General features: G+C 67.9%; 9 protein-coding genes. 5 read left to right on the forward strand and 4 right to left on the reverse strand.

Translation table 11 applies throughout. The features are described from left to right. Positions 1-495 precede the first annotated feature (495 nt). The 3 genes from E7V67_011185 to E7V67_011195 all read right to left on the reverse strand — a co-directional run bounded on the left by E7V67_011185 (position 496) and on the right by E7V67_011195 (position 5,701). Positions 496-2,856, reverse strand: coding sequence for a glycosyl hydrolase family 18 protein (locus E7V67_011185; protein WUR15635.1), 2,361 nt, complete (start codon positions 2,854-2,856; stop codon positions 496-498). A 15-nt stretch (positions 2,857-2,871) separates the two neighbouring features. After that, entirely contained in the window at positions 2,872-3,909 is a 1,038-nt protein-coding gene (locus E7V67_011190) for a cupin-like domain-containing protein (protein ID WUR15636.1), read from the reverse strand. 121 nt (positions 3,910-4,030) lie between these two features. After that, a complete protein-coding gene (locus tag E7V67_011195) occupies positions 4,031-5,701 on the reverse strand; it encodes a glycosyl hydrolase family 18 protein (GenBank protein WUR15637.1) in 1,671 nt (556 codons plus the stop codon). 645 nt (positions 5,702-6,346) lie between these two features. On the opposite strand from E7V67_011195, the gene E7V67_011200 reads away from it, so the two are divergent. After that, entirely contained in the window at positions 6,347-9,679 is a 3,333-nt protein-coding gene (locus tag E7V67_011200; GenBank protein ID WUR15638.1) for a calcium-binding protein, read from the forward strand. A 57-nt stretch (positions 9,680-9,736) separates the two neighbouring features. On the opposite strand, the gene E7V67_011205 is transcribed toward E7V67_011200, so the two are convergent. Beyond that, positions 9,737-12,796, reverse strand: coding sequence for a TonB-dependent receptor (locus E7V67_011205; GenBank protein WUR16262.1), 3,060 nt, complete (start codon positions 12,794-12,796; stop codon positions 9,737-9,739). A 463-nt stretch (positions 12,797-13,259) separates the two neighbouring features. Between E7V67_011205 and E7V67_011210 the strand changes: the two genes are divergently transcribed. The 4 genes from E7V67_011210 to E7V67_011225 all read left to right on the forward strand — a co-directional run bounded on the left by E7V67_011210 (position 13,260) and on the right by E7V67_011225 (position 19,221). Continuing rightward, positions 13,260-14,456, forward strand: coding sequence for an ROK family transcriptional regulator (locus E7V67_011210; protein WUR15639.1), 1,197 nt, complete (start codon positions 13,260-13,262; stop codon positions 14,454-14,456). Positions 14,457-14,627: 171 nt separating this feature from the next. Then, the gene (locus E7V67_011215) at positions 14,628-15,761 is read left to right on the forward strand and encodes an endo-1,4-beta-xylanase (GenBank protein ID WUR15640.1); all 1,134 of its coding nucleotides are present in this window, start codon (positions 14,628-14,630) and stop codon (positions 15,759-15,761) included. Positions 15,762-15,877: 116 nt separating this feature from the next. Continuing rightward, positions 15,878-16,843: an IS1595 family transposase gene (locus E7V67_011220; protein ID WUR15641.1), complete on the forward strand. Its 966-nt coding sequence runs from the start codon at positions 15,878-15,880 to the stop codon at positions 16,841-16,843. Between the two features lie 215 nt (positions 16,844-17,058). Further along, the gene (locus tag E7V67_011225; protein ID WUR15642.1) at positions 17,059-19,221 is read left to right on the forward strand and encodes an endonuclease; all 2,163 of its coding nucleotides are present in this window, start codon (positions 17,059-17,061) and stop codon (positions 19,219-19,221) included. Positions 19,222-19,307: the final 86 nt, after the last annotated feature.

Genomic DNA, 19,307 nt, shown 5'->3' on the forward strand with positions numbered 1-19,307 from the left:
AATGACGAGTTTCGATGTCTGGTATTCTTAAATCGAATAATATGACGGGCGCCAAATAAATGCCGTGTGGGAAGTTTGCTGGCATTCCGGATAATCTCGGCTGATATGCTTTTGGGTGATTTCAGCCATCACTGGCGGCATGACATCGCTTGGGGTCTGTCCCTAATGCCGCTAAGGAATGTTATTAGCCTGCCGCAGACGGCTTTGCACCCAACAGCGAAGAGCTGGGGTCAGACCCGGCGGGTCTGACCCCGGTCTTGGGCCTGGGGTTGAGGGATCCGCCTGCGGCCCTGCGAGTCTTACATCCTTAACTTAGTGGCATTAGGGTCTGTCCCTGCGGGGGACTGACCCCGAAGTTCGCTCGCAACGCGGCGACAGCGTAGACAAACTTCAGGGTCAGTCCCCACGAGGGGACAGACCCTGTGCGAATCGACAGCTGTTGGCTGCCAGGACGACCTGCCCCCGGCGAGCCGCGAGCTTGTCGTCTCGATCACATCACTTCAGCCCGACCGGCAGGTCAGGATACTCGTCGTTCAACGCATACTTCACGCCGTTCACGGTGATCGTGTAGGCCGACGGCCCGCTGATCGGCAGCTGGTAGTTCAAGGTCAGCGACACCGAGGCGCCCGGTGCCAGCGACTGCCAGGCGGGAATAGTGAAGCGGGCGCGGTTGAAGTTGGCCTTGAAGCCGCCGATATTGTTCGGCCCCGTGTAGCCGGCCTTGATGACCGTCAGCCCGTAGCCCGACTGGTCGCTCATATTGGCCGGCGCCGACACCGGATAGTCGAACTCCACCACCGAGCCGCCCGGGATCGTCACGCTGCTGCGGTTGGTCAGCGTCATGACCGGATTGATCGGGTAATTGCTGTCGCCCAGCTTCCAGCCGCCCAGTTCGATCGACACCTTGGCGCTAGTGGCAGGCATGGCCGTCTCGGCACGGGTGGCGCCGTACGGCGCGGCCGTCTTGAACGCGTTGGCGATATTGGTCGTCAGGGTGTAGCCCATGAAGTACTCGCCCTTGCCACCGTTCTTCGCCGCGTCCCAGGCGTAGTCGCCGGCCAGCTCCCAGATCATGATGCCGCCGATGCCGTTGTCGATCACGTACTGTGTCTTGGCCGCGATCGACTGCGCCGTCTCCGTCGACAGGAACACCTTGCGGGTGGCGTTCCACAGCCATGGCGCCGCCAGCGTGGCGCTGTAGTGCGCCGTATAGGTGCCGGTCAGCGTCTTCTCGGTGATGCCGTAGGCGTCCAGGTAGTCCGGCACGATGGCGTTCTGCAGGTTCAGGGCGTGCCACAGCGGGTTGCCGCCGCCGGGGATCGGCTTGCCGTTCGGGTCCAGGTCATGCCAGACGTTGTCGATGCCGGTGGCGCCGGAGCCGCAGGTCTTGATGCCGGCGCAGGCGACCGGGTCGTTGACGGTCGGGCTGGTGCCCCACAGGCCATTGGTGCCGCCGGTGACGTCCTTCCAGCCGCGCGTGTAGTACGGCACGCCGATGTTGATGCGGCCGGCCTGCAGCGCGCCGCGGTAGTAGCGATAGGCCCAGTCCACGTTCAGGTAGCCGATGCCGCCGTACGAGTAGGCGTTGCCGGCACGCAGCTCGCCGTCGTTGCCGTCGTCGAACAACGCCGCGTTCGGGCCCACGTACTGGTTCCAGCCGCCGTGCAGGTCATACGACATCAGGCTGGCATAGTCCAGGTACTTCAGGCCGGACATGTTCTCCTCGCCGCGCAGCACCCAGCCCGAGGCCGAGCCGGCGATCGTCAGCAGGTAGTACTTCTTGTCGGCGACGGCGGCCGTGTCCAGCTTCTGGCGCACCACGCGCAGCAGCTCGTTGTAGCTCTTCATCAGGCCCGCCAGGCGCGGCTTCGAGATGGCGAAATCGAGCGGGTTGCCGGCCTCGTTGTTGGTGGTCGGGTGCTCGTAGTCGATGTCGATGCCGTCGAAGAACGGATACTGGTGCAGGAATGCCACCATCGAGTCGGCCAGCGTGTTGATGCCGGCCGCGTTCAGGCTGCCGTCCGCATTCGTCGTGGCGGTGTAGAAGCCGCCGCTGCCGGCCCAGCCGCCCACCGACAGCATCACCTTCACGGCCGGATATTTCTTCTTGTATTGCGCCAGCAGGTTGAAGTGGCCCTTGTACGGCAGCGAGGGGTCCATCGCGGCGCCCGGGATGTTCGGCCAGGTCAGGCCCGTATCCGGATTGTTCGCGCCGCTGCCGATGGCGACCTTGTTGGCGCTGTCCACCGTGGCGAACGCGTAGTTGATGTGCGTGACCTTGTCCCACGGGATGTTGTTGACCAGGTAGGCCGGGGCGCCGTTGGTGCCGGTGCGCCAGCTGGTGAAGTAGCCGACGATGCGGCGCTGCAGGCCATTGGCCAGCTTCTCGCGGCCGTTGGCGTCGTACACGCCGCAGTAGGGCACGTTCGGCACCGGCGAGGTCAGGCCATCCGGGCGGCATGGCACGCTCGGGATCGGCGTAGGCGTAGGCGTAGGCGTAGGGGTAGGGGTAGGGGTAGGGGTTGGCGTCGGCGTCGGCGTCGGCGTGGGAGTAGGTGTCGGCGTGGGCGTCGGCGTCGGCGTGGTGGACTGCAGCTGCCACGGGCCCCATTGCTCGGCGCCCGGTACGTTGTTCTGGGTCCACCACTTGGCCGTGTAGGTCTTGCCCTGGTAGGTCACGCACATGCCCTGGGTGTAGACGGCGCTGGCGCTCCATTCGGCGCATTCGGCGGCCGCGGTGACGCCGCCCGACAGCTTCTTGGCCTGCGGGCCGGCGTCCGCGCCGGTGCCGCCGCCGCAGCCCGCGATGGCGCCGGCCACGAGGGCCAGCAGCAGCGCGTTGGAAATTGGTTTCATGCTTGTCTCCTGGTTTTAAAAGTCATGGTTGCTCGGGTAACTGCTGTAGAAATCGTTATCCCAGCGGAAGTGCGTGGCCGAGACGGTGAGCGAGATGTCCAGCGCCTCGACGAAATGCCACCAGCCGACGGGCAGGAACAGGATCTCGCCGGGCGCCAGCTCGCACTCGGCGATCGGCATGCCGGCCAGCGCCGGGAAGCGCTGCAGGTCGATGGCGCGGCCGTCGACCGGGGTGAAGCAATGGCGTGTGTTGTACAGCTGCGGCGTGTGGCAGGGCGCGATCAGGCGCACCCGCTTGCGGCCCATCAGCTGCATCATGAAGTTGTTGGTCAGGTCGTGGTGGAACGGCGTCACGGTGCCGGCCGGGCCGAGCCAGAAGAAGCCCTTGCGTTCCTCGGTCAGGTAGTCCGGCAGCACCGGCATCTCGTCCCACAGCTCCGCCAGCGCGGTGCGGTTGCGGCCGTCGTTGTTGGCCGTCATGTAGAAGTCGTTGGTGCGGCCGGCCGCGCGTACTTGCGCCACGTAGTCGCCGAACGGCATCACGGCCTTGTGGGCGATGCTGTTCATCTCGTAGTCCGGGTCGGCCGAGCGGCCTCCTTGCACCTCCACCGTGCGGGCGCCGAAGCGTTCCGCCAGGCCGTCCAGGGTCCAGTGCCGCGCCGGGCAGTCGTCCAGCATGCCGGTGATGATGACGGGGCGGTTGGTCAGGTAATGCTCGCGCAGGAAGGTCGCGCCGTCCAGGCGGGCACGCCGTGGCACGACGGTCGTCATGTCCGGCGGCGCCATGCGTTGCAGGCGCGCCTCGATGCCCAGTACCCAGTCGCGCTTGGCCAGGCGGCTGTGCAGGCGCAGCACGCCGTGCAGATAGGGACTGGCCAGTGCGGCGTCGATCTCGGCGCGCGCCAGATCGGGCGGCACGCCGTTCTCGTGCAGGATGGCGGCCAGGGTGTCCGGATGGCTGCCCAGCACCAGGTTCTCGGCGATCCAGCGGCGCCAGTCGTTGTTGATGCCGGCGACGGGACCGATGGAATGGACGGTGGCGCGACGTTTCATGTCATGTCCTTCGTATGCGTAAAAAAGCCGGCGGCGACCGCCGCCGGCAAGGATGCGCCGGCGGCGGCCACCGCCGGCTTTACAGCAGGGTACAGCGGCCCTGCATTCGGGTGGCCCCGCCTTAACGGCCTTTCCAGACGGCGCTGGTCAGCGCGCCGCTGGCGTCGCCGTCGAGCTCCCACGAGAAGGCGCCACGCAGGCCCTGGTCGCGCACGTACTGCATCTTCGTGGCGATCACGGTCGGGTCGTCGTAGCTCCACCATTCGCCCGTGCTGGTGTACAGGAACAGCTGCTTGGTCTGCGGGTGGTACCAGCGCTGGCCGGCCTTGTTGACGAGGACCTTGTAGTCGTCGATGCCCGCCTCGTACGTGCCCGGTGCCGGGCCGCTGGCGCTCTGGTACAGGCCGTTGCCGTTCGGACCGGCCGGCACGCCTTTCCAGCCGCGGCCGTAGAACGGGATCCCCAGCAGGATCTTATTCTTCGGCATGCCGGCCGCCGTCAGCGCGATGATCGCGTCGTTGGCGTTGTACTTGGCCACGTTGCCGGTCGATGGATCGGCCGAGTCGCGGTACAGCGGCGCGTGGAAGTTGGTCGTGTTCTCCCAGCCGCCATGGAAGTCGTAGGTCATCAGGTTGACCCAGTCCATGTACTGCGAGTACTTGGCCGGTTCCGTGTTGGCGATCTTGTCGCCGCCGGCGCCGATCGCGGCCGTCAGTGCGTAGCGCTTGCCGTCGGCGGCGCCCTGCGCGTCCAGCTGGGCGCGGAATTCGGCCATCAGCAAGGTGAAGTTCTGCTTGTCGGCCGGGTCCACGGTGTTGTATTCCATGCCGCCGCCGCCCGGGTATTCCCAGTCGATGTCGATGCCGTCGAACACGCCCTTGGCCGAGCCGGGGCCGCCGCGGCCGTCCTGCACCGGCAGGTCGCCCTTGATGAACATCGCCACGCAGGATTTCGCCAATTGCTTCCTCAGCGCGTCGGTCTTGGCGGCCGCCGAGAAGTATTTCGACCAGCTCCAGCCGCCCAGCGAGATGAACACCTTCAGGTTCGGGTGCGCCTGCTTGAGCAGTTTCAGTTGCAGGAAGTTGCCGGACAGCGGCGCATCCCACGGCACCGCCTGGCCATTGACGGTACGGGCCGGCGAACGCTGGTAGTCGGCATAGGCATCACCGCCGGTGCCGTCGCCCGATTCGGCCTTCGTCACCATGCCGCATTCGTAGCCGCCGTTCTTCTGGTAGACGTTGCCGAAGGCGTAGTTGATGAACGTGAGCTGGTCGGCGATGCTGGTCTGTACGCCGTTGACCGGGGTCTTGGTGGTGTGGATGTCGGCCACTTCGTAGCCGCGGCCGTACACGCCCCACTGCGCGAAGTAGGAGCCGATCTCGCGGCCGTTCGGGGTGGGCGTCGGAGTCGGGGTAGGGGTCGGCGTTGGCGTTGGCGTTGGCGTCGGGGTCGGCGTCGGGGTAGGAGTCGGCGTGGGTGTCGGGGTCGGCGTCGGGGTCGGCGTGGCCGTCTGCAGCTCCCACGGGCCCCACTGCTCGGTACCCGGCACGTTATTCTGGGTCCACCACTTGGCCTTGTAGATGGCGCCATTGTAGGTCACGCACATGCCCTGCGTGTAGACGGCGCTGCTGCTCCAGGCCGGGCAGTCGGCGGCGGTCACGGCGCCGGCCAGCAGGCGCTTGGCCTGCGGCTCCGGTGCCGTGCCGTCGCCGCCGCAGGCGGTCAGCAGGGTGCCGACCAGGGTGCCGATCAGGCCGGCCATCAGGGTTTTACGGGGTAATGCACGTTCCATCGTCTTCCTCCATCTTCAGTGGTCGCGGGTGCGGGTGTTTTGAACCAGCATGGGCGCCGCTAAAGTGGTAGTCAAGTGGTTTTGCAAGATGCTGCCAATCTAAGACCAGTTGTAACTTTGCAAGTGATAGTATCTCGCCTTCGGGTGCGGCGGACAGCGCCCGCGCGCAGGCCGATTGCCTCTGCTGCGCCGGCATTCACCAGCGAAGAAGGGAATGTCTCAAATGAGACATTTTGTTATATCGTTAGTACCAGTTCGCATGAGAGCAGCAAGTGGTACGGTAAAACAAAGCCGCGCCCACCTCCCGATTTTCCTACCCGCGCAGCCGGAATCATTCGGTTTTGCTTCCGTTAAGGCAAGAGTATTAACCTGGTTGAAATGAAGCGGCCGGCGCGCGGCGCCGCGCCTGGGTCCACATCGCGTCCATACCGCGTCCAGTCAGCGTTCATTCGGCGCAACGCGGATTGTCATTCCTTGATGTTTATTCGTGATGCTGTACGGAAATAAAAAGCAGAATAGCGAAGTTCTTTCACGGCGACGCCCAAACCACGCGGCCCGTTACACAACCGACCGAACTCGCATCCGGGAAATCGCTGGCAGGCCGGCATTCAACGCACAGCGCTCTCCCTATTCAAGGGAAAACAAATGGCATTCAATTCGAAATACCGTCCCGCTCACGCGTTGCGCCCGTCGCTTGACCATCGCGGCGATGAGACCAATCTGACACCACACCAGGCGGCGCCCAGGAAAATGGGGGCCGCCAGCGGCCCGGGCGACGACCCGGGCACGCTGGTTCTGACCGAAACGGCCAGCGGCGCCGTCGCGCTGGCCCGTGCCGGGGACGACCTGGTGATCCAGTACGGCGACGCCGGGCAAATGACCGTGCTTGGCCAGTTCGCCGGCAGCGGCGTCGGTCGCATCGAGTTTGCCGGCGCCGTCAGCATCGACACCGCCGACCTGGCCATGCAACTGGTGCTGAACGGCACGGCCGGCGACGACCAGCTTGCCGGTGTCGCCGCCGCCTGGTCGGCCGACGACCAGATCCGCGGCTTCGGCGGCGCCGACCACCTGATCGACAGCGATGGCGGCAGCAATCTGCTGGACGGCGGCGACGGCAACGACACCATCTGCTACGCGGCCGACGGCGACAATGCCGTCGAAGGCGGCGCCGGCAACGACAGCATCGTCAGCCAGGGCGCGGCCGGCACCGCTCACGCCAGCGTGGTGGCGGGCGGCGCTGGCGACGATTGCCTGGTCGGCGGCGCCGCGGCGGAGACGTACGTGCTGCGACGCGGCGATGGCAACGACAGCATCCTGGGCGACCGCAGCGCCGACGGCGGCGATGCCGGCAGCGTGGACCGCATCGTGTTCGGCCCCGGCATCGCGCTCGACGACGTCGCGTTCAGTCAGGAGGCCACCATGCTGGTGCTGCGCCTCCGCGACCCCGACGACCCGGCGGCGACGCAAAGCGTGCGGGTCTTCGAATGGTTCGGCGAACACGGCAGTCACTACATCGAATGGTTCGAATTCGCCAGCGGCGTCGTGCTGGACGCGGCCCAGGTGACGGCTGCCGCCACCCGCATGTCCGGCACCGACGGCGCCGACGCGCTGCGCGGCTATGCCGAAACCACGTTGATCGAAGGCGGCGACGGCGCCGATTCGATCCTGGCCAATTCGAGCGGCGCCGTGACCGTGCGCGGCGGTGCCGGCAACGACTACATCGGCTACGTGCCGCGCGCGGCCACGCTGATGGAGGGCGGCAGCGGCGACGACACCATCGCCGGACAGGGCCCGGCCAATGCGTTCGAGCACGTGATCGCGGGCGGCACCGGCAACGACAGCCTGCAGGGCTCGGAAGGGCGCGAAGCCTACCTGTTCAACCGGGGCGACGGCAGCGACGTCGTGCGCGACACGGGCCCGGCATCCCAGGCCGACCGCATCGTATTGGGCGCCGGCATCGCCCGCTCCGACGTCGCCGCGACGCGCGAGGGCGACGACCTGCTGCTGCGCATCGCGGGCGAAGCGGGCAGCACCGACAGCATCCGCGTGCAGCAGTGGTTCTACAGTGCCGAGCGCCGCATCGAGAGCGTGCAGTTCGCCGACGGCGGCTCGCTGACGGCGACGCAGCTGTCGGCCCAGGCCAACACGCTGATCGGTACCGCCGGCAACGACACGCTGACGGGCTACTACGGCACCCCGCTGATCGACGGCCTGGGCGGCGACGACACGATCACCGGCGGCGGCACCGCTGCCGTGCTCCGGGGCGGCAGCGGCAACGACCGCGTGCTGTACGCCGGTAACGTCAACAACACGGTGGAGGGCGGCAGCGGCGACGACTACCTGGCGTGGACCTACGGTTCCAGCCCCTACGCGGGCAACCTGCTTGCCGGCGGCAGCGGCAACGACACGCTGGTCGGCGGCGACGGTGCCGACACCTACCAGTACAACCGGGGCGACGGCAGCGACGTGATCGGCGACGTCGGCGCCGCCTGGGTCGCCGACCGGCTGGTGTTCGGCGCCGGCATCGCGCGGGCCGACCTGCTCGACACGCGCATGGGCCAGGACCTGCTGTTGCTGGTGCGCGATGCCGGCAATCCGGACGCGCTCGACCGCATCCGCGTGCGCGACTGGTTCGCCGGCGACAGTTATCGCATCGAGCGCCTGGAGTTCGCCAGCGGCCCGGCGCTCGGCGGCAGCCAGCTGGCCACGCTGGGGGCGACGCTGAAGGGCACCGAGGGCAACGACACGCTGAACAGCCATGCCGAAACCCGCGCCATCGACGGCGGCGGCGGCAACGACACGATCACGGGCGGCGCCCTGGTCGCGTCGCTGCAGGGCGGCGCCGGCAACGACACGATCCGCTTCGCCGCCGAGGCCAACGCCGTCGTCGATGGCGGCAGCGGCAACGATATCCTGACGGCCTCCAGCGCCACCGGGGCGATGGGCACGACCCGCATCTCGGGCGGCAGCGGCGACGACACCATCACCGGCACCTACGGCGCCACGACCTACTATGTCAACCGCGGCGATGGCCGCGACGTCGTCACGGACAACGGCGACACCGCCAGCATTGACCGGCTCGTGTTCGGTGCCGGCATCGGCCAGGGCGACCTGGCGCTGCGGCGCGGCGGCAACGACCTGGTCGTCGCGGTCGGCGAGGACCCGGCCAATCCCACTGTGGGCGAGCGCATCGTGGTGACCGGCTGGTTCGCTTCCGCCGGCCGCGTCGTCGAGCGCATCGAGTTCGCCGACGGCAGCTTCCTGACGGCGGCGCAGGTGAACGGCATGAGCTTCGGCACGGCCGGCGCCGACACGCTGGGCACGCCGCAAGAGCAGTACCTGTTGGCCGGCCTGGGCGGCGACGACCGCCTGACAGCCGCCGGCCGCGCGACGCTGCTCGACGGCGGTGCCGGCAACGACACGCTGGCCGGTGGCGCGGCGGCCGACTTCCTGTACGGCGGCCGCGGCAACGACAGCCTGGCAGCGGGCGGCAACGACGTGGTGGGCTTCAACGCGGGCGACGGCGCCGACACGCTGCTGGCGGCCAGCGGCGACATCACGTTGTCGCTGGGCGGTGCGCTCGACCCGGCGCAGCTGCGCCTGTCCCAGGCCGGCAGCGACCTGCTGCTGGGACTGGGCGGCGGCGACAGCGTGACGCTGAGGGACTGGTATGCCGGCAGTGCCGCCCATGGCGTGGCGCGGCTGCAGCTGGTGGGGCCGAACGGCGCCGGTACTGCGCTGTACGATTTCCGGGCGCTGGCCGGCGCGTTCGACAGCGCCCGTGCCGCCGACGGCACGCTGGTCGCCTGGGATGCCGGCGCGGGCCTGGCCGGGGCCGCGCTGGCTTGCAGCGCCGGCACGGCCTATGGCGGCGCCATCGCGGCCGACGTGGCGGCGCACGGCAGCGTCACCTTGCTGGCGCCGCTGCTCGATGTGCTGCGCTCCGGCTTGTTCGGCATCGAGGCGCAGGGCGGGTAGGAGGCCCGCAGGGACAGGCTCCGCCATGCGGGCAGTGCCTGTCCCTCGAGGTTACGCTCAGAACTTGTAGCGCGCCCCCACCATGTAGCGCGGCCCCGACTGCGTGGCCGACAGCACCATCCGCTCGTGCCGGCCATGCACGCGCTGCGTCTCGTCCGTCACGTTGATCGCCTCGAACGACAGCGCCAGGCGCGGGCTGACGTTGTAGCCGATCGACAGGTCCAGCTGGCCGTACGGCTCCACGTACTGCGGGTTCGGCCCGACCGGATCGGTGACGGACGAGAGGAACTTGTCGCGCCAGTTCCAGGCCGCGCGGATCGACCACTTCGCGTCCTCGTAGATGCCGATCAGGTTGGCCGAGTCGGACAGACCCACCAGCGCGAACTGGTTGCCCTTGCTGGCGTTGTCGAACGTCAGGTCGGACTTGACGTAGGTGTAGTTGGCCTGGATACCGAAGCCGCTGTTGCCGAACATGTGCTGCAGGTTGATCTCGGCGCCCTTCAACGTGGCCGCCTTCTCGTTGACGAAGGTGGTGATGTCGTAGTGGACCAACGGATCGCCCGGGATGCCGGTGATCGTGCCGGTGGCGTTGCCGGCCGCGTTGTCCGGCCCCCGCGTCACCCCCGGCTGGCCGTTGTAGGTGCGGAAGATGAAGTTGCGCAGGCAATTGGTGTCGGTGACGATGCAGCCCGAGGCCAGCGCCGCGTTCCAGTACTTGCCGCCCACTGGCGTCGTCACGTTGGGCGAGGTCTCGTCCGCCACCGTCTGGCCGGCGTAGTTGTCCAGCTTCTTGTAGTACAGGCCCAGCGAGACGACGCTCTGCCTGTCGTAGTACCACTCGGCCGACAGGTCCAGGTTCTTCGACTTCACGGGCTTCAGGGCCGGATTGCCGCGCGAGCCCTTGCCGCCGTTGACGGTGCCGGTCGGGTCGATCGTGGTGCCGCCCTGTATCTGGTCGTAGCGCGGCCGGCCGATCGTGTGGCCGTAGCTGGCCCGCACCTTGAAGTCGGGGCGCAGGTCCATGTCCCAGTCCAGGCTGGGCAGCAGGTTGTGGTACTTGCCCTTCAACGTCGTGAACTCCTTGCCGCTGAAGACGAACGGGAACTCGTTCTGCGACACCCAGTTGATGCCCGCCACCGTCTGCGACAGGGCGGTGGAGGTGACGTCGGTCTTCTCGTAGCGCAAACCCAGGCCGGTGTGCATCGGCAGCGCCGTGTCCCACTCGGTATTGAGCTGGAAGTAGAGCGCGCGGCTTTCCTCCTTGGTGCGGCGGTCGTAGTCCGGGTCGGCCAGGCTGGGCGAGTACTTGTCCGGCAGGCCGGTCGCCTCGATGGCGCGCTGGCGCATGGCGGCAAAGTCGAACAGGTGGATCTGCTGGAACAGGGCCGGGTCGCCCGAGCCACCCAGCTTGCTGAAGTACTGGCCCAGCGTGTCGGCGCGCCACAGCGACTGCGGGTAGTCGCTTGGGGTGGTGGCACCGCCCCAGGTGTCGCGCTGCACCTGCTGGAACGCCGAGCGGTTCTCGACGTTGGTGGCGGACAGGCCGAAGTTCAGCGCCGAGCTTTCCATCAGGTTCAGGCGACCGCTGGCCTGCACCTGGTCGACCTTCATCTTCTGGTAGCCGTTCTTGAACCACGAGCCGGACACCTGCATCGGCGCGCGGTTGAAGTCCGCGCCCTCGATCGACAGCACCGGCATCTCGTTGCTGAAGTCCACGCGCGTGTTGCCGCGGCTGAAGCTGACGGTGGCCAGGTCGTTCTCGGAGCCGAACGGGCTGTCCGCCTTCGATTCGGCGGTGGAGTGATGCACGTCCAGGTTCAGTTTCAGGTCGCGCGACACCTTCCACTGGGCGTTGAAGCCGAGCGACTGGTTCTCCGACTTGGTGGCGTAGTCGCCGCCGTTCATGGCGATGTCCTGGTTCGCCACGTTCTCCTGGTAATACAGCGGCGCCGCGATCGGGCCGTCGGTCCACTTGCTGACGGACGGGCCGAAATTGAACCAGGCCGACAGCTCGTGGTACCTGGTCTGGATCTTGTTCTGCGAGTAGGTGTAGTCCAGCGTGGTCGTGATGTCCTTGTTGGGGCGGAACTGGAACGTCAGCTGGCCGTTGGTGCGCTGGCGTTGGGTGCCGCGCATGAAGTACGAGATGTTCTGCGGCACCGCGTAGACGTCGCCGGGACCGGGGCGGTTGATGATGTCGGCGGCGCCGGCGCTGCCCGGCTGCGGGATCGTGCCCCAGCTGTTCTCGTCGCCCCGGAACGGGCCTTGCCAGCCGTTGGTGATGGAGGCCGTGTTGACGCCCAGGTTGCGCTCCTGGTAGCTGGCGCTGACGGCCACGCCGAACATGCCGTCGTTCCAGGTGGTGCTGTAGATGCCGGAGATCTCGGGCGTGTAGGAGTGATTGGCCTTGTCTTCCTGGGGCAGGTGGTTGTTGGAGGTGTCGTACTCGACCTTCGCGCCGACGCTGGCCGTGTTGCCCAGGTCGAGCGGGCGGCCCGTCATGATGTTGATGGTGGCGCCGATGCCGCCCGGCGGCGTGTCGGCGCGCGAGCTCTTGTATACCTGGATCTGCGCGATCGATTCCGAGGCCAGGTTGGAGAAGTCGAACGCGCGGCCGGCCAGGTCGCCCAGGTTGGACGTGGGCATCTGGCGGCCGTTGAGCAGCACCATGTTCAGGTCCGGTCCCACGCCGCGCACGGTCACCTGGGCGCCTTCGCCGCGGTTGCGGTCGATCGAGACGCCGGAGATGCGCTGCAGCGATTCGGCCAGGTTGGTGTCGGGGAACTTGCCGATGTCGTCGGCGACGATGCCGTCGACGATGCCGTCCGAGTTGCGCTTCAGGTTCAGGGTCGATTGCAGGCTGGCGCGGATGCCCTTGACGACGACCTTCGGTCCAGCGTCGGCGTCGCCCGCCGGCGTGGCGCTCTGCGCCGCCGTGGCCTGGCCGGCCGGTTCGCCGCTGGCGCCGCTTGTACTTGGGCCCGCGCTTTGCTGGGCGCCCGCCGGGGCGGTCAGCGCGGTACAGGCGCCGGCGACGGCCAGTGCGATCAGGCGGCGGCGGGTGCGCGGATGGGGGGAAAGCCGGTTCGGGTGTGCAGCACAATGTCTCCTCTCGATTGGCGAATGGGCGCCGCCCTACGACGACGCATGTACGAATGGCACCGCGACCGGCGGCGTCGCTGTTGTGGTGGTCTGCACCGCCGGCCGCACGTCCGCCCGGCTGGCCCCGCGGTTGCCAAGGCGGCCGCGTGCGAACGTGCTGAGCTGAAGATTACGAAGCTCCCGGTTAATTGGTCAATCGAACGAACAAATTAAATAGTTCAGGGATAAGGCTTCCAGGCCGGCCGCGAGCGCCAACCTGACTGCCCACGGCCGTGGAACGACACCAGGCAAGCCTACCGGTCCGCAAGTCGAGAAAACGTTTTCAGAATCAAATCAACGACTTCCCGGCAGCGGCGCGGTTGCGCCGCCCATTACGTACTTTACGTAATCGCCGGGTGGCCGGGCGGTTCACGCCGGACTGTCGCGGAACGCCGCGGTGTTGCATAATCATCACAATGACATCGGAGCCAGAACCGCCATGCCCGTGACCGGCGACCAGCAACTGCTGAAACAACTCAATCGCATGGCGCTGGTGCGCCAGGTCAGCGCGCAACCCGGGCTGTCGCGCGCGGCGCTGGCCGATGTGCTGGGACTGACCAAGTCCACCGTCAGCCTGCTCGTGCGCGAACTGGTGGACGAGGGCTGGCTGGCCGAAAGCGAACTGCGCACGACGGGCGAAGTGGGACGCCGGGCGACCCCGCTGCACCTCGATCCCGATCGCCTGGCGCTGCTGGGGGCGGACGTGGGCGTGGACGAGGCGCGCGTCGTCGCCACCGACCTGCTGGGCCGGATCGTGGCTGGGTTGACGATCCGGTACGACGACGCGGCCGATCCGGCATCCTGCCTGCGCCAGGTGGCGCTGGGCCTGACGGGACTGGCGCGCCGGCTGGCGCGGCTGAATGCCGCGGGCGGGCAGCGCCGCGTGCTGGGCGTGGGCATCGGGCTGCACGGCGCGGTCGACGAGGCGGCGGGCCTGCTGCGCCACGCGCCGCACCTGGGCTGGCGCGACGTCGACGTGGCCGGCCTGCTGGCCCGCCAGTTCGGCACCGGCTCGCCGCTGGCCGGGGTGCCGCTGACGATGCAGAACGAGGCCAACGTGGCCGCGCTGGCGGAGTTCGAGTTCACGCCGCAGTCGGCCACCGATCCGCTGATCTACCTGTCGATCGGCTACGGCGTGGGGGCCGGCGTCATCGTCAACGACCGCCTGTTGACGGGACTGCGCGGCTTCGCCGGCGAGGTCGGCCACGCCATCCTGCAGGTGGACGGGCCGCCGTGCTCGTGCGGCCGGCGCGGCTGTGCCGACGCGCTGATCGGCCTGGGCGCGCTGCTGGGCGAACCCCGTCCCAGCGATGCCGCGCTGCAGGCGCTGTGCGACCGCGTCGGCCATGGCGAGGAGGCCGCCTGCGCGGCCGTGGCGGCGGCCGGCCGCCAGCTGGGCGTGCTGCTGAATAATCTGTGGGCCAGTTTCGACCCGATGGCCATCGTCATCGGCGGCGCCGCGCTGCGGCTGGGCGACGCGCTGCTCGGGCCGGCGCGCGCGGTGCTGGCCGACTATGCCAGGGCAGCGATGGTGACGGCGCCGGCAATCCGCACGTCGCATTTCGGCACCGATGCCGTGGCCGTCGGGGCCGCCGGACTGGCGCGCTACCGGCTGACGCGGCCGTTGGGCGGTTGAGCCGCCAGCGCGCGCAGCGGGCCGATCTCATCCGCGCGACGCCTTAACACAAAAACAACTATGATGGCAGGCGGGATGCCCCGGCGTGTCGCTGCCGGCGTTCACGCCCGGGCCGCCGCCGCGTCCGCACCGGCGCGCCGGTGTTTTCACATCTTTCCAAGGAATATACGTATGACATTGAATCGCCGTCAGGTTTTGGGTCTGTTGGCGGCCGGCGCCTGTGTGCCGGCCGGCTTCGCCAGCGCAGCGCAGTCGGGTCCGACGCTGAAGGAAGTGGCTGGAAAGAAGGGCTTGCGGGTCGGTAATGCGATGGGGAACGGCCGGACCACGTTCGGCGATCCCGCGTACCGGGCGCTGACGGCCAGGGAATGCAACGTCATCGTCTGCGAGAACGCCACCAAATGGCAGTCCCTGCACCCGCAGCCCGGCGTATTCGACTTCAAGCAGGCCGACGCCATCTTCGCGTGGGCGCGCAAGGAAGGCCTGAAACGGCGCGGCCACACGCTGGTATGGCAGGAGGACCGCTGGTTCCCGCGCTGGGTGGTGGAGCACGATTTCGGTGCGCAGCCGGGGCGCGAGGCCGAGCGCCTGCTGACGGAGCACATCACGACGGTCACCCGGCATTTCGGCGACGACATCTACAGCTGGGACGTCATGAGCGAGGCGGTCGACTCGCCCACGGGCGAATTGCGCGAGAGCGTGCTGACCCGGCGGCTGGGCGGCGCGCTGGCGCAGATCGACATGAGTTTCCGCCTCGCGCGCGCGAACGCGCCGCACGCGCAGCTGGTCTACAACGACTATATGGGCCCCGAGCGCGGCGCGGTGAAGCACCGGGCCAGCGTGCTGAAACTGCTGGAGACTTTGAAAGCCAAGGGGACGCCAGTGGATGCCCTGGGCCTGCAAAGCCATGTCGGACCCTGGAGCGACCTGGAGGCCAAGGCGGGCCGCTCGCCTTTCCTCGAGTGGCGCAAGTTCCTGGACGAGGTGACGGCGATGGGTTACCAGCTCATCATTTCCGAATTCGATATCAGCGATCGCGCGCTGCCGGGCGACGTGGCGGCGCGGGACGCGGGTGTCGCCGCGCGCGCCAAGGACTACCTGGACGTCACGCTGAGCTATCGCCAGGTTACCGATTTCATCATGTGGGGCATGGCCGACCACGTCAGCTTCCTGCGCAACCAGAAGACCACGATGCGCGAGCATGGCATGCCGACGCGGACGGCGCCCTTCGACGATGACCTGCGTCCCAAGCCGTTGCGTGACGCGATGCTGGCAGCGTTCCGGGCGATGCCGCCGCGGGCGTGAACGCTCGCGGAAATTATGGGCGCTGTTCGCGTTAAGTAGTGGAACTTCCGTCCCGCCGGCCTGTCTGATCTCCTGTTGAGATATCTCATGCGGATTGGAGGCCGGCAGTGGGGACGATGGATTTCCAGGCGGTGTTGCAGGCACTGCGCCAGCGCGAGCTGACGGTCGAAGAGGTGGCCGCATTACAGGCCCTGCTGGCAACGGCCATGCAGGGCGATCAATGTTTCTCATTGATCGAGACCGCCGCCGGCAGGCCACCTTGCCCCCGCTGCACATGTGCTCGTTGTCACCGCAGCGGCGCGGCCAACGGCCTGCAACGCTATCGCTGCACCGCGTGCGGGCGCACGTTCAACGCATTGACCGGCACGCCATTGGCCCGGCTCCGGTTGCGCGACAAGTGGTTGCCCTACCTGACGTGCTTGCTGGAATCGACGACGGTACGCACGGCGGCTGAGCGCGTGGCGGTGGCGCCATCGACCAGTTTTCGATGGCGCCATCGTTTCATTGCCGGGGTCCGGCGGGAACGTCGTCCGAAACTGTCCAATATCGTCGAAGCGGACGAGACCTATCTGCTCGAGTCGCAGAAGGGCTCGCGCCACCTGACTCGGCCGGCCCGCAAGCGCGGCGGCAAGGCCAGCCGGCGTGGCCTGAGCAAAGAATTCGACTGTATTCTGGTCGCGCGTGATCGCAGCCGTGTCACGCACGATTTCGTCACTGGTGGCGGGCCGGTCAGCGCCGCGCAACTGCAAGCGCATCTGCTGCCGGTCCTGGCGCCCGACATCTTGTTGATCAGCGACGCGGCGAAGGCCTATCAGGCGTTCGCACGCGAGGCGGGTCTCACCCACGAGGTCGTCAACCTGCGTGCCGGCATCAGGACGCGGGGTGCCATCCATATCCAGAACGTGAACGGCTGGCACAGCCGCTTCAAGGGCTGGCTGCAGCGCTTCCACGGTGTTGCCAGCCGCTACCTGGCCAACTACACCGGCTGGTGCCGGGTGCTGGATGCCGGGTGGCCAGCGACCCCGTCGGACTGGCTGCGCATCGGCGTGGCGCCGGGCAAGTACAGTCCAGGCTGCCAATGACCGGGACGCGCTGAAAAAGTTCCATGACAAAGGACAAGCACCAGCTAACGCGAACAGCGCCAAATTATGTTATGGCAATGGTCGCCGCTACATACTCCTGACACAAATCAACACTATCATGAACGATTTGTGGTGGTCGGTTCGTTTAAAATGGTGATTATCAGTTGCATGGTGTAAGCGGCGACAGCCGTCCAGCCGTGCTTGCCCCGGAGCTCATGATGGACTTTACCCATATTGCCGTGGCCGCGGGCGAGCGCTGGCAGCGCCGCGCCGAGGTGCGCGAACCCAACCTGGAAAAAATCCGCAACGGCAAGGCCATCGAGGCCGAGTCGCCGCAGCGCGTCCAGGCGCGGCTGGCCCGGCTGTCGCAGGCCGCCGTGATTCCCGCCGTGCGCCCGCCCGCCCTGATGGCGCCCCTGACGGAAGCGATCGGGCTGGAGCGGATCCAGGGCAATCCGGATTTCCTCGACATGAACTTCGTCGAGCTGGCGCTGGCCGTGGCCCGTTTCGTCGGCCGCATCAACATCCGCTCGAAGCTGGGCCGTTCGATCGGTTACGGCACCGGTTTCATGGTCTCGCCCACGCTGCTGCTGACCAATCACCACGTGCTGGAGAGCGCCGACGTGGCGGCCGCCAGCGAAGTGGAATTCGACTACCAGAACGACCGCGCCGGCCGCCAACTGCCCATCGTCGGCTTCAAGCTGGAGCCGCAGCGCTTCTTCATGACCAACGCGGCGCTGGACTTCACCCTGGTGGCGGTGGCGGCGCAGTCGGCGCGCGGCATCGCGCTGAACCGCTACGGCTGGTCGCGCCTGATCGGCACGGAGGGCAAGGTGCTGCTGGGCGAGCCGTTGAACATCATCCAGCACCCGCGCGGCGAGGCCAAGCAGCTGGTGCTGCGCTCGAACGAGCTGGTCGATCTGTTCGACGACTTCGCCCACTACGTGACGGATACGGAACCCGGCTCGTCCGGCTCGCCCGTCTACAACGACCAGTGGGAAGTGGTGGCACTGCACCATGCCGGCGTGCCCAGCCGCGACGCCGAGGGGCGCCTGCTGACGCGCGACGGCAGGGTGTGGGAAGACGGCATGGACCCCGACCTGATCGGCTGGGTCGCCAACGAAGGCATCCGCGTGAGCAGCCTGGTCAATTACATCCAGGCGCAGCCGTTGCCACCGGCGCAGGCCGCGCTGCGCGACGACCTGCTGAACTTGACGCCGCCATCGGCGCTGGAGGCGGCGGCGGCGGGCCAGGCGGGCGACGCCGCGCTGGCGCATGCCGCCGCGACTGCCGCCGCTGGCGCGGCCAGCGTGCCGACCGCGCCGGTGGCGCCCGGCCACGCCGCCGTGGCGCAGGCGGGGACCGCCAGCTGGACGATCCCGCTGACCGTCACGGTGCAGCTGGGCCAGCCGGTGCAACAGGGCGCGCTGGCGCCGCCCGGCGCGCTGCCGGCGATCGCCCCGCTCATCGCGCCCGCCGGGGCGCCGTCCATCGTCGTGCCGCCCGCGCGGCCGGCGCTGGCCGAGGCCCTGGCCGAGCTGGCGCGCGCGCCGCAGCGGGCCTACTACGACGCGGCGGCCGACGGCGCGGCCCGCGACGCCTATTACGCGCAGTTCGCGCTGCCCGCCGAGCCGGCCGCCGCGCACGCGGCCCTGCACGAGCTGCTGACCCGCACGCATACCACGCAGCCCGCCTACCGCCCGGCCAAGCACCTGTACCCCTGGGTGGAACTGCGCCACACCCGCGGCGGCGACGACATCGTCAGCATCTATTCCGGCAAGGGCTTCTCGGCGCGCGACCTGATCGAGAACGACTTCGCCATCGACGAGCAGCGCAGCCGGCTGCGTGCCGCGGTCGCGCTCCCGCGGCCGGGCGCGCTGGAGGCGGCGCCGGTGGACGAGGACTTCCTGGAGGCGGCGCTGCCGTACAACTGCGAGCACGTGGTGCCGCAGTCCTGGTTCGACAAGCGCGAGCCGATGCGCGGCGACCTGCACCACCTGTTCGCCTGCGAGATGGATTGCAACAGCTTCCGCGGCAATACACCGTTTTTCGACTTCGCCGATTTCGGCGAGATCATCCGCACCGACTGCGGCAAGCGCGAGCCGGGCAAGTTCGAGCCGGGCAGCGGCAAGGGCCCGGTGGCGCGTGCCACGCTGTACTTCCTGCTGCGTTACCCGGGCCTGATCGACCGCAGCGCCAGCGAATACAGCCCCGAACGCATCGCGACGCTGCTGGCCTGGCATGACGCCGATCCGGTCACCGACTATGAACGCCATCGCAACGCCGCCATCTTCGAGAAGCAGGGCAACCGCAATCCGCTGATCGATTTCCCGGACTGGGCGGCGCGGATCGACTTCGTGCGCGGCCTGGCCGCCTGACCGGGGGCGCACAGCGCCAAAGCGTGACGCCGGCGCGACAGTCGCCAGCCTGAGCGTAATAGTGCTGCGCGGCATTAACTATTTTC

The sequence above is a fragment of the [Empedobacter] haloabium genome, from assembly GCA_008011715.2.
Classification (GTDB): domain Bacteria; phylum Pseudomonadota; class Gammaproteobacteria; order Burkholderiales; family Burkholderiaceae_D; genus Rugamonas; species Rugamonas haloabia.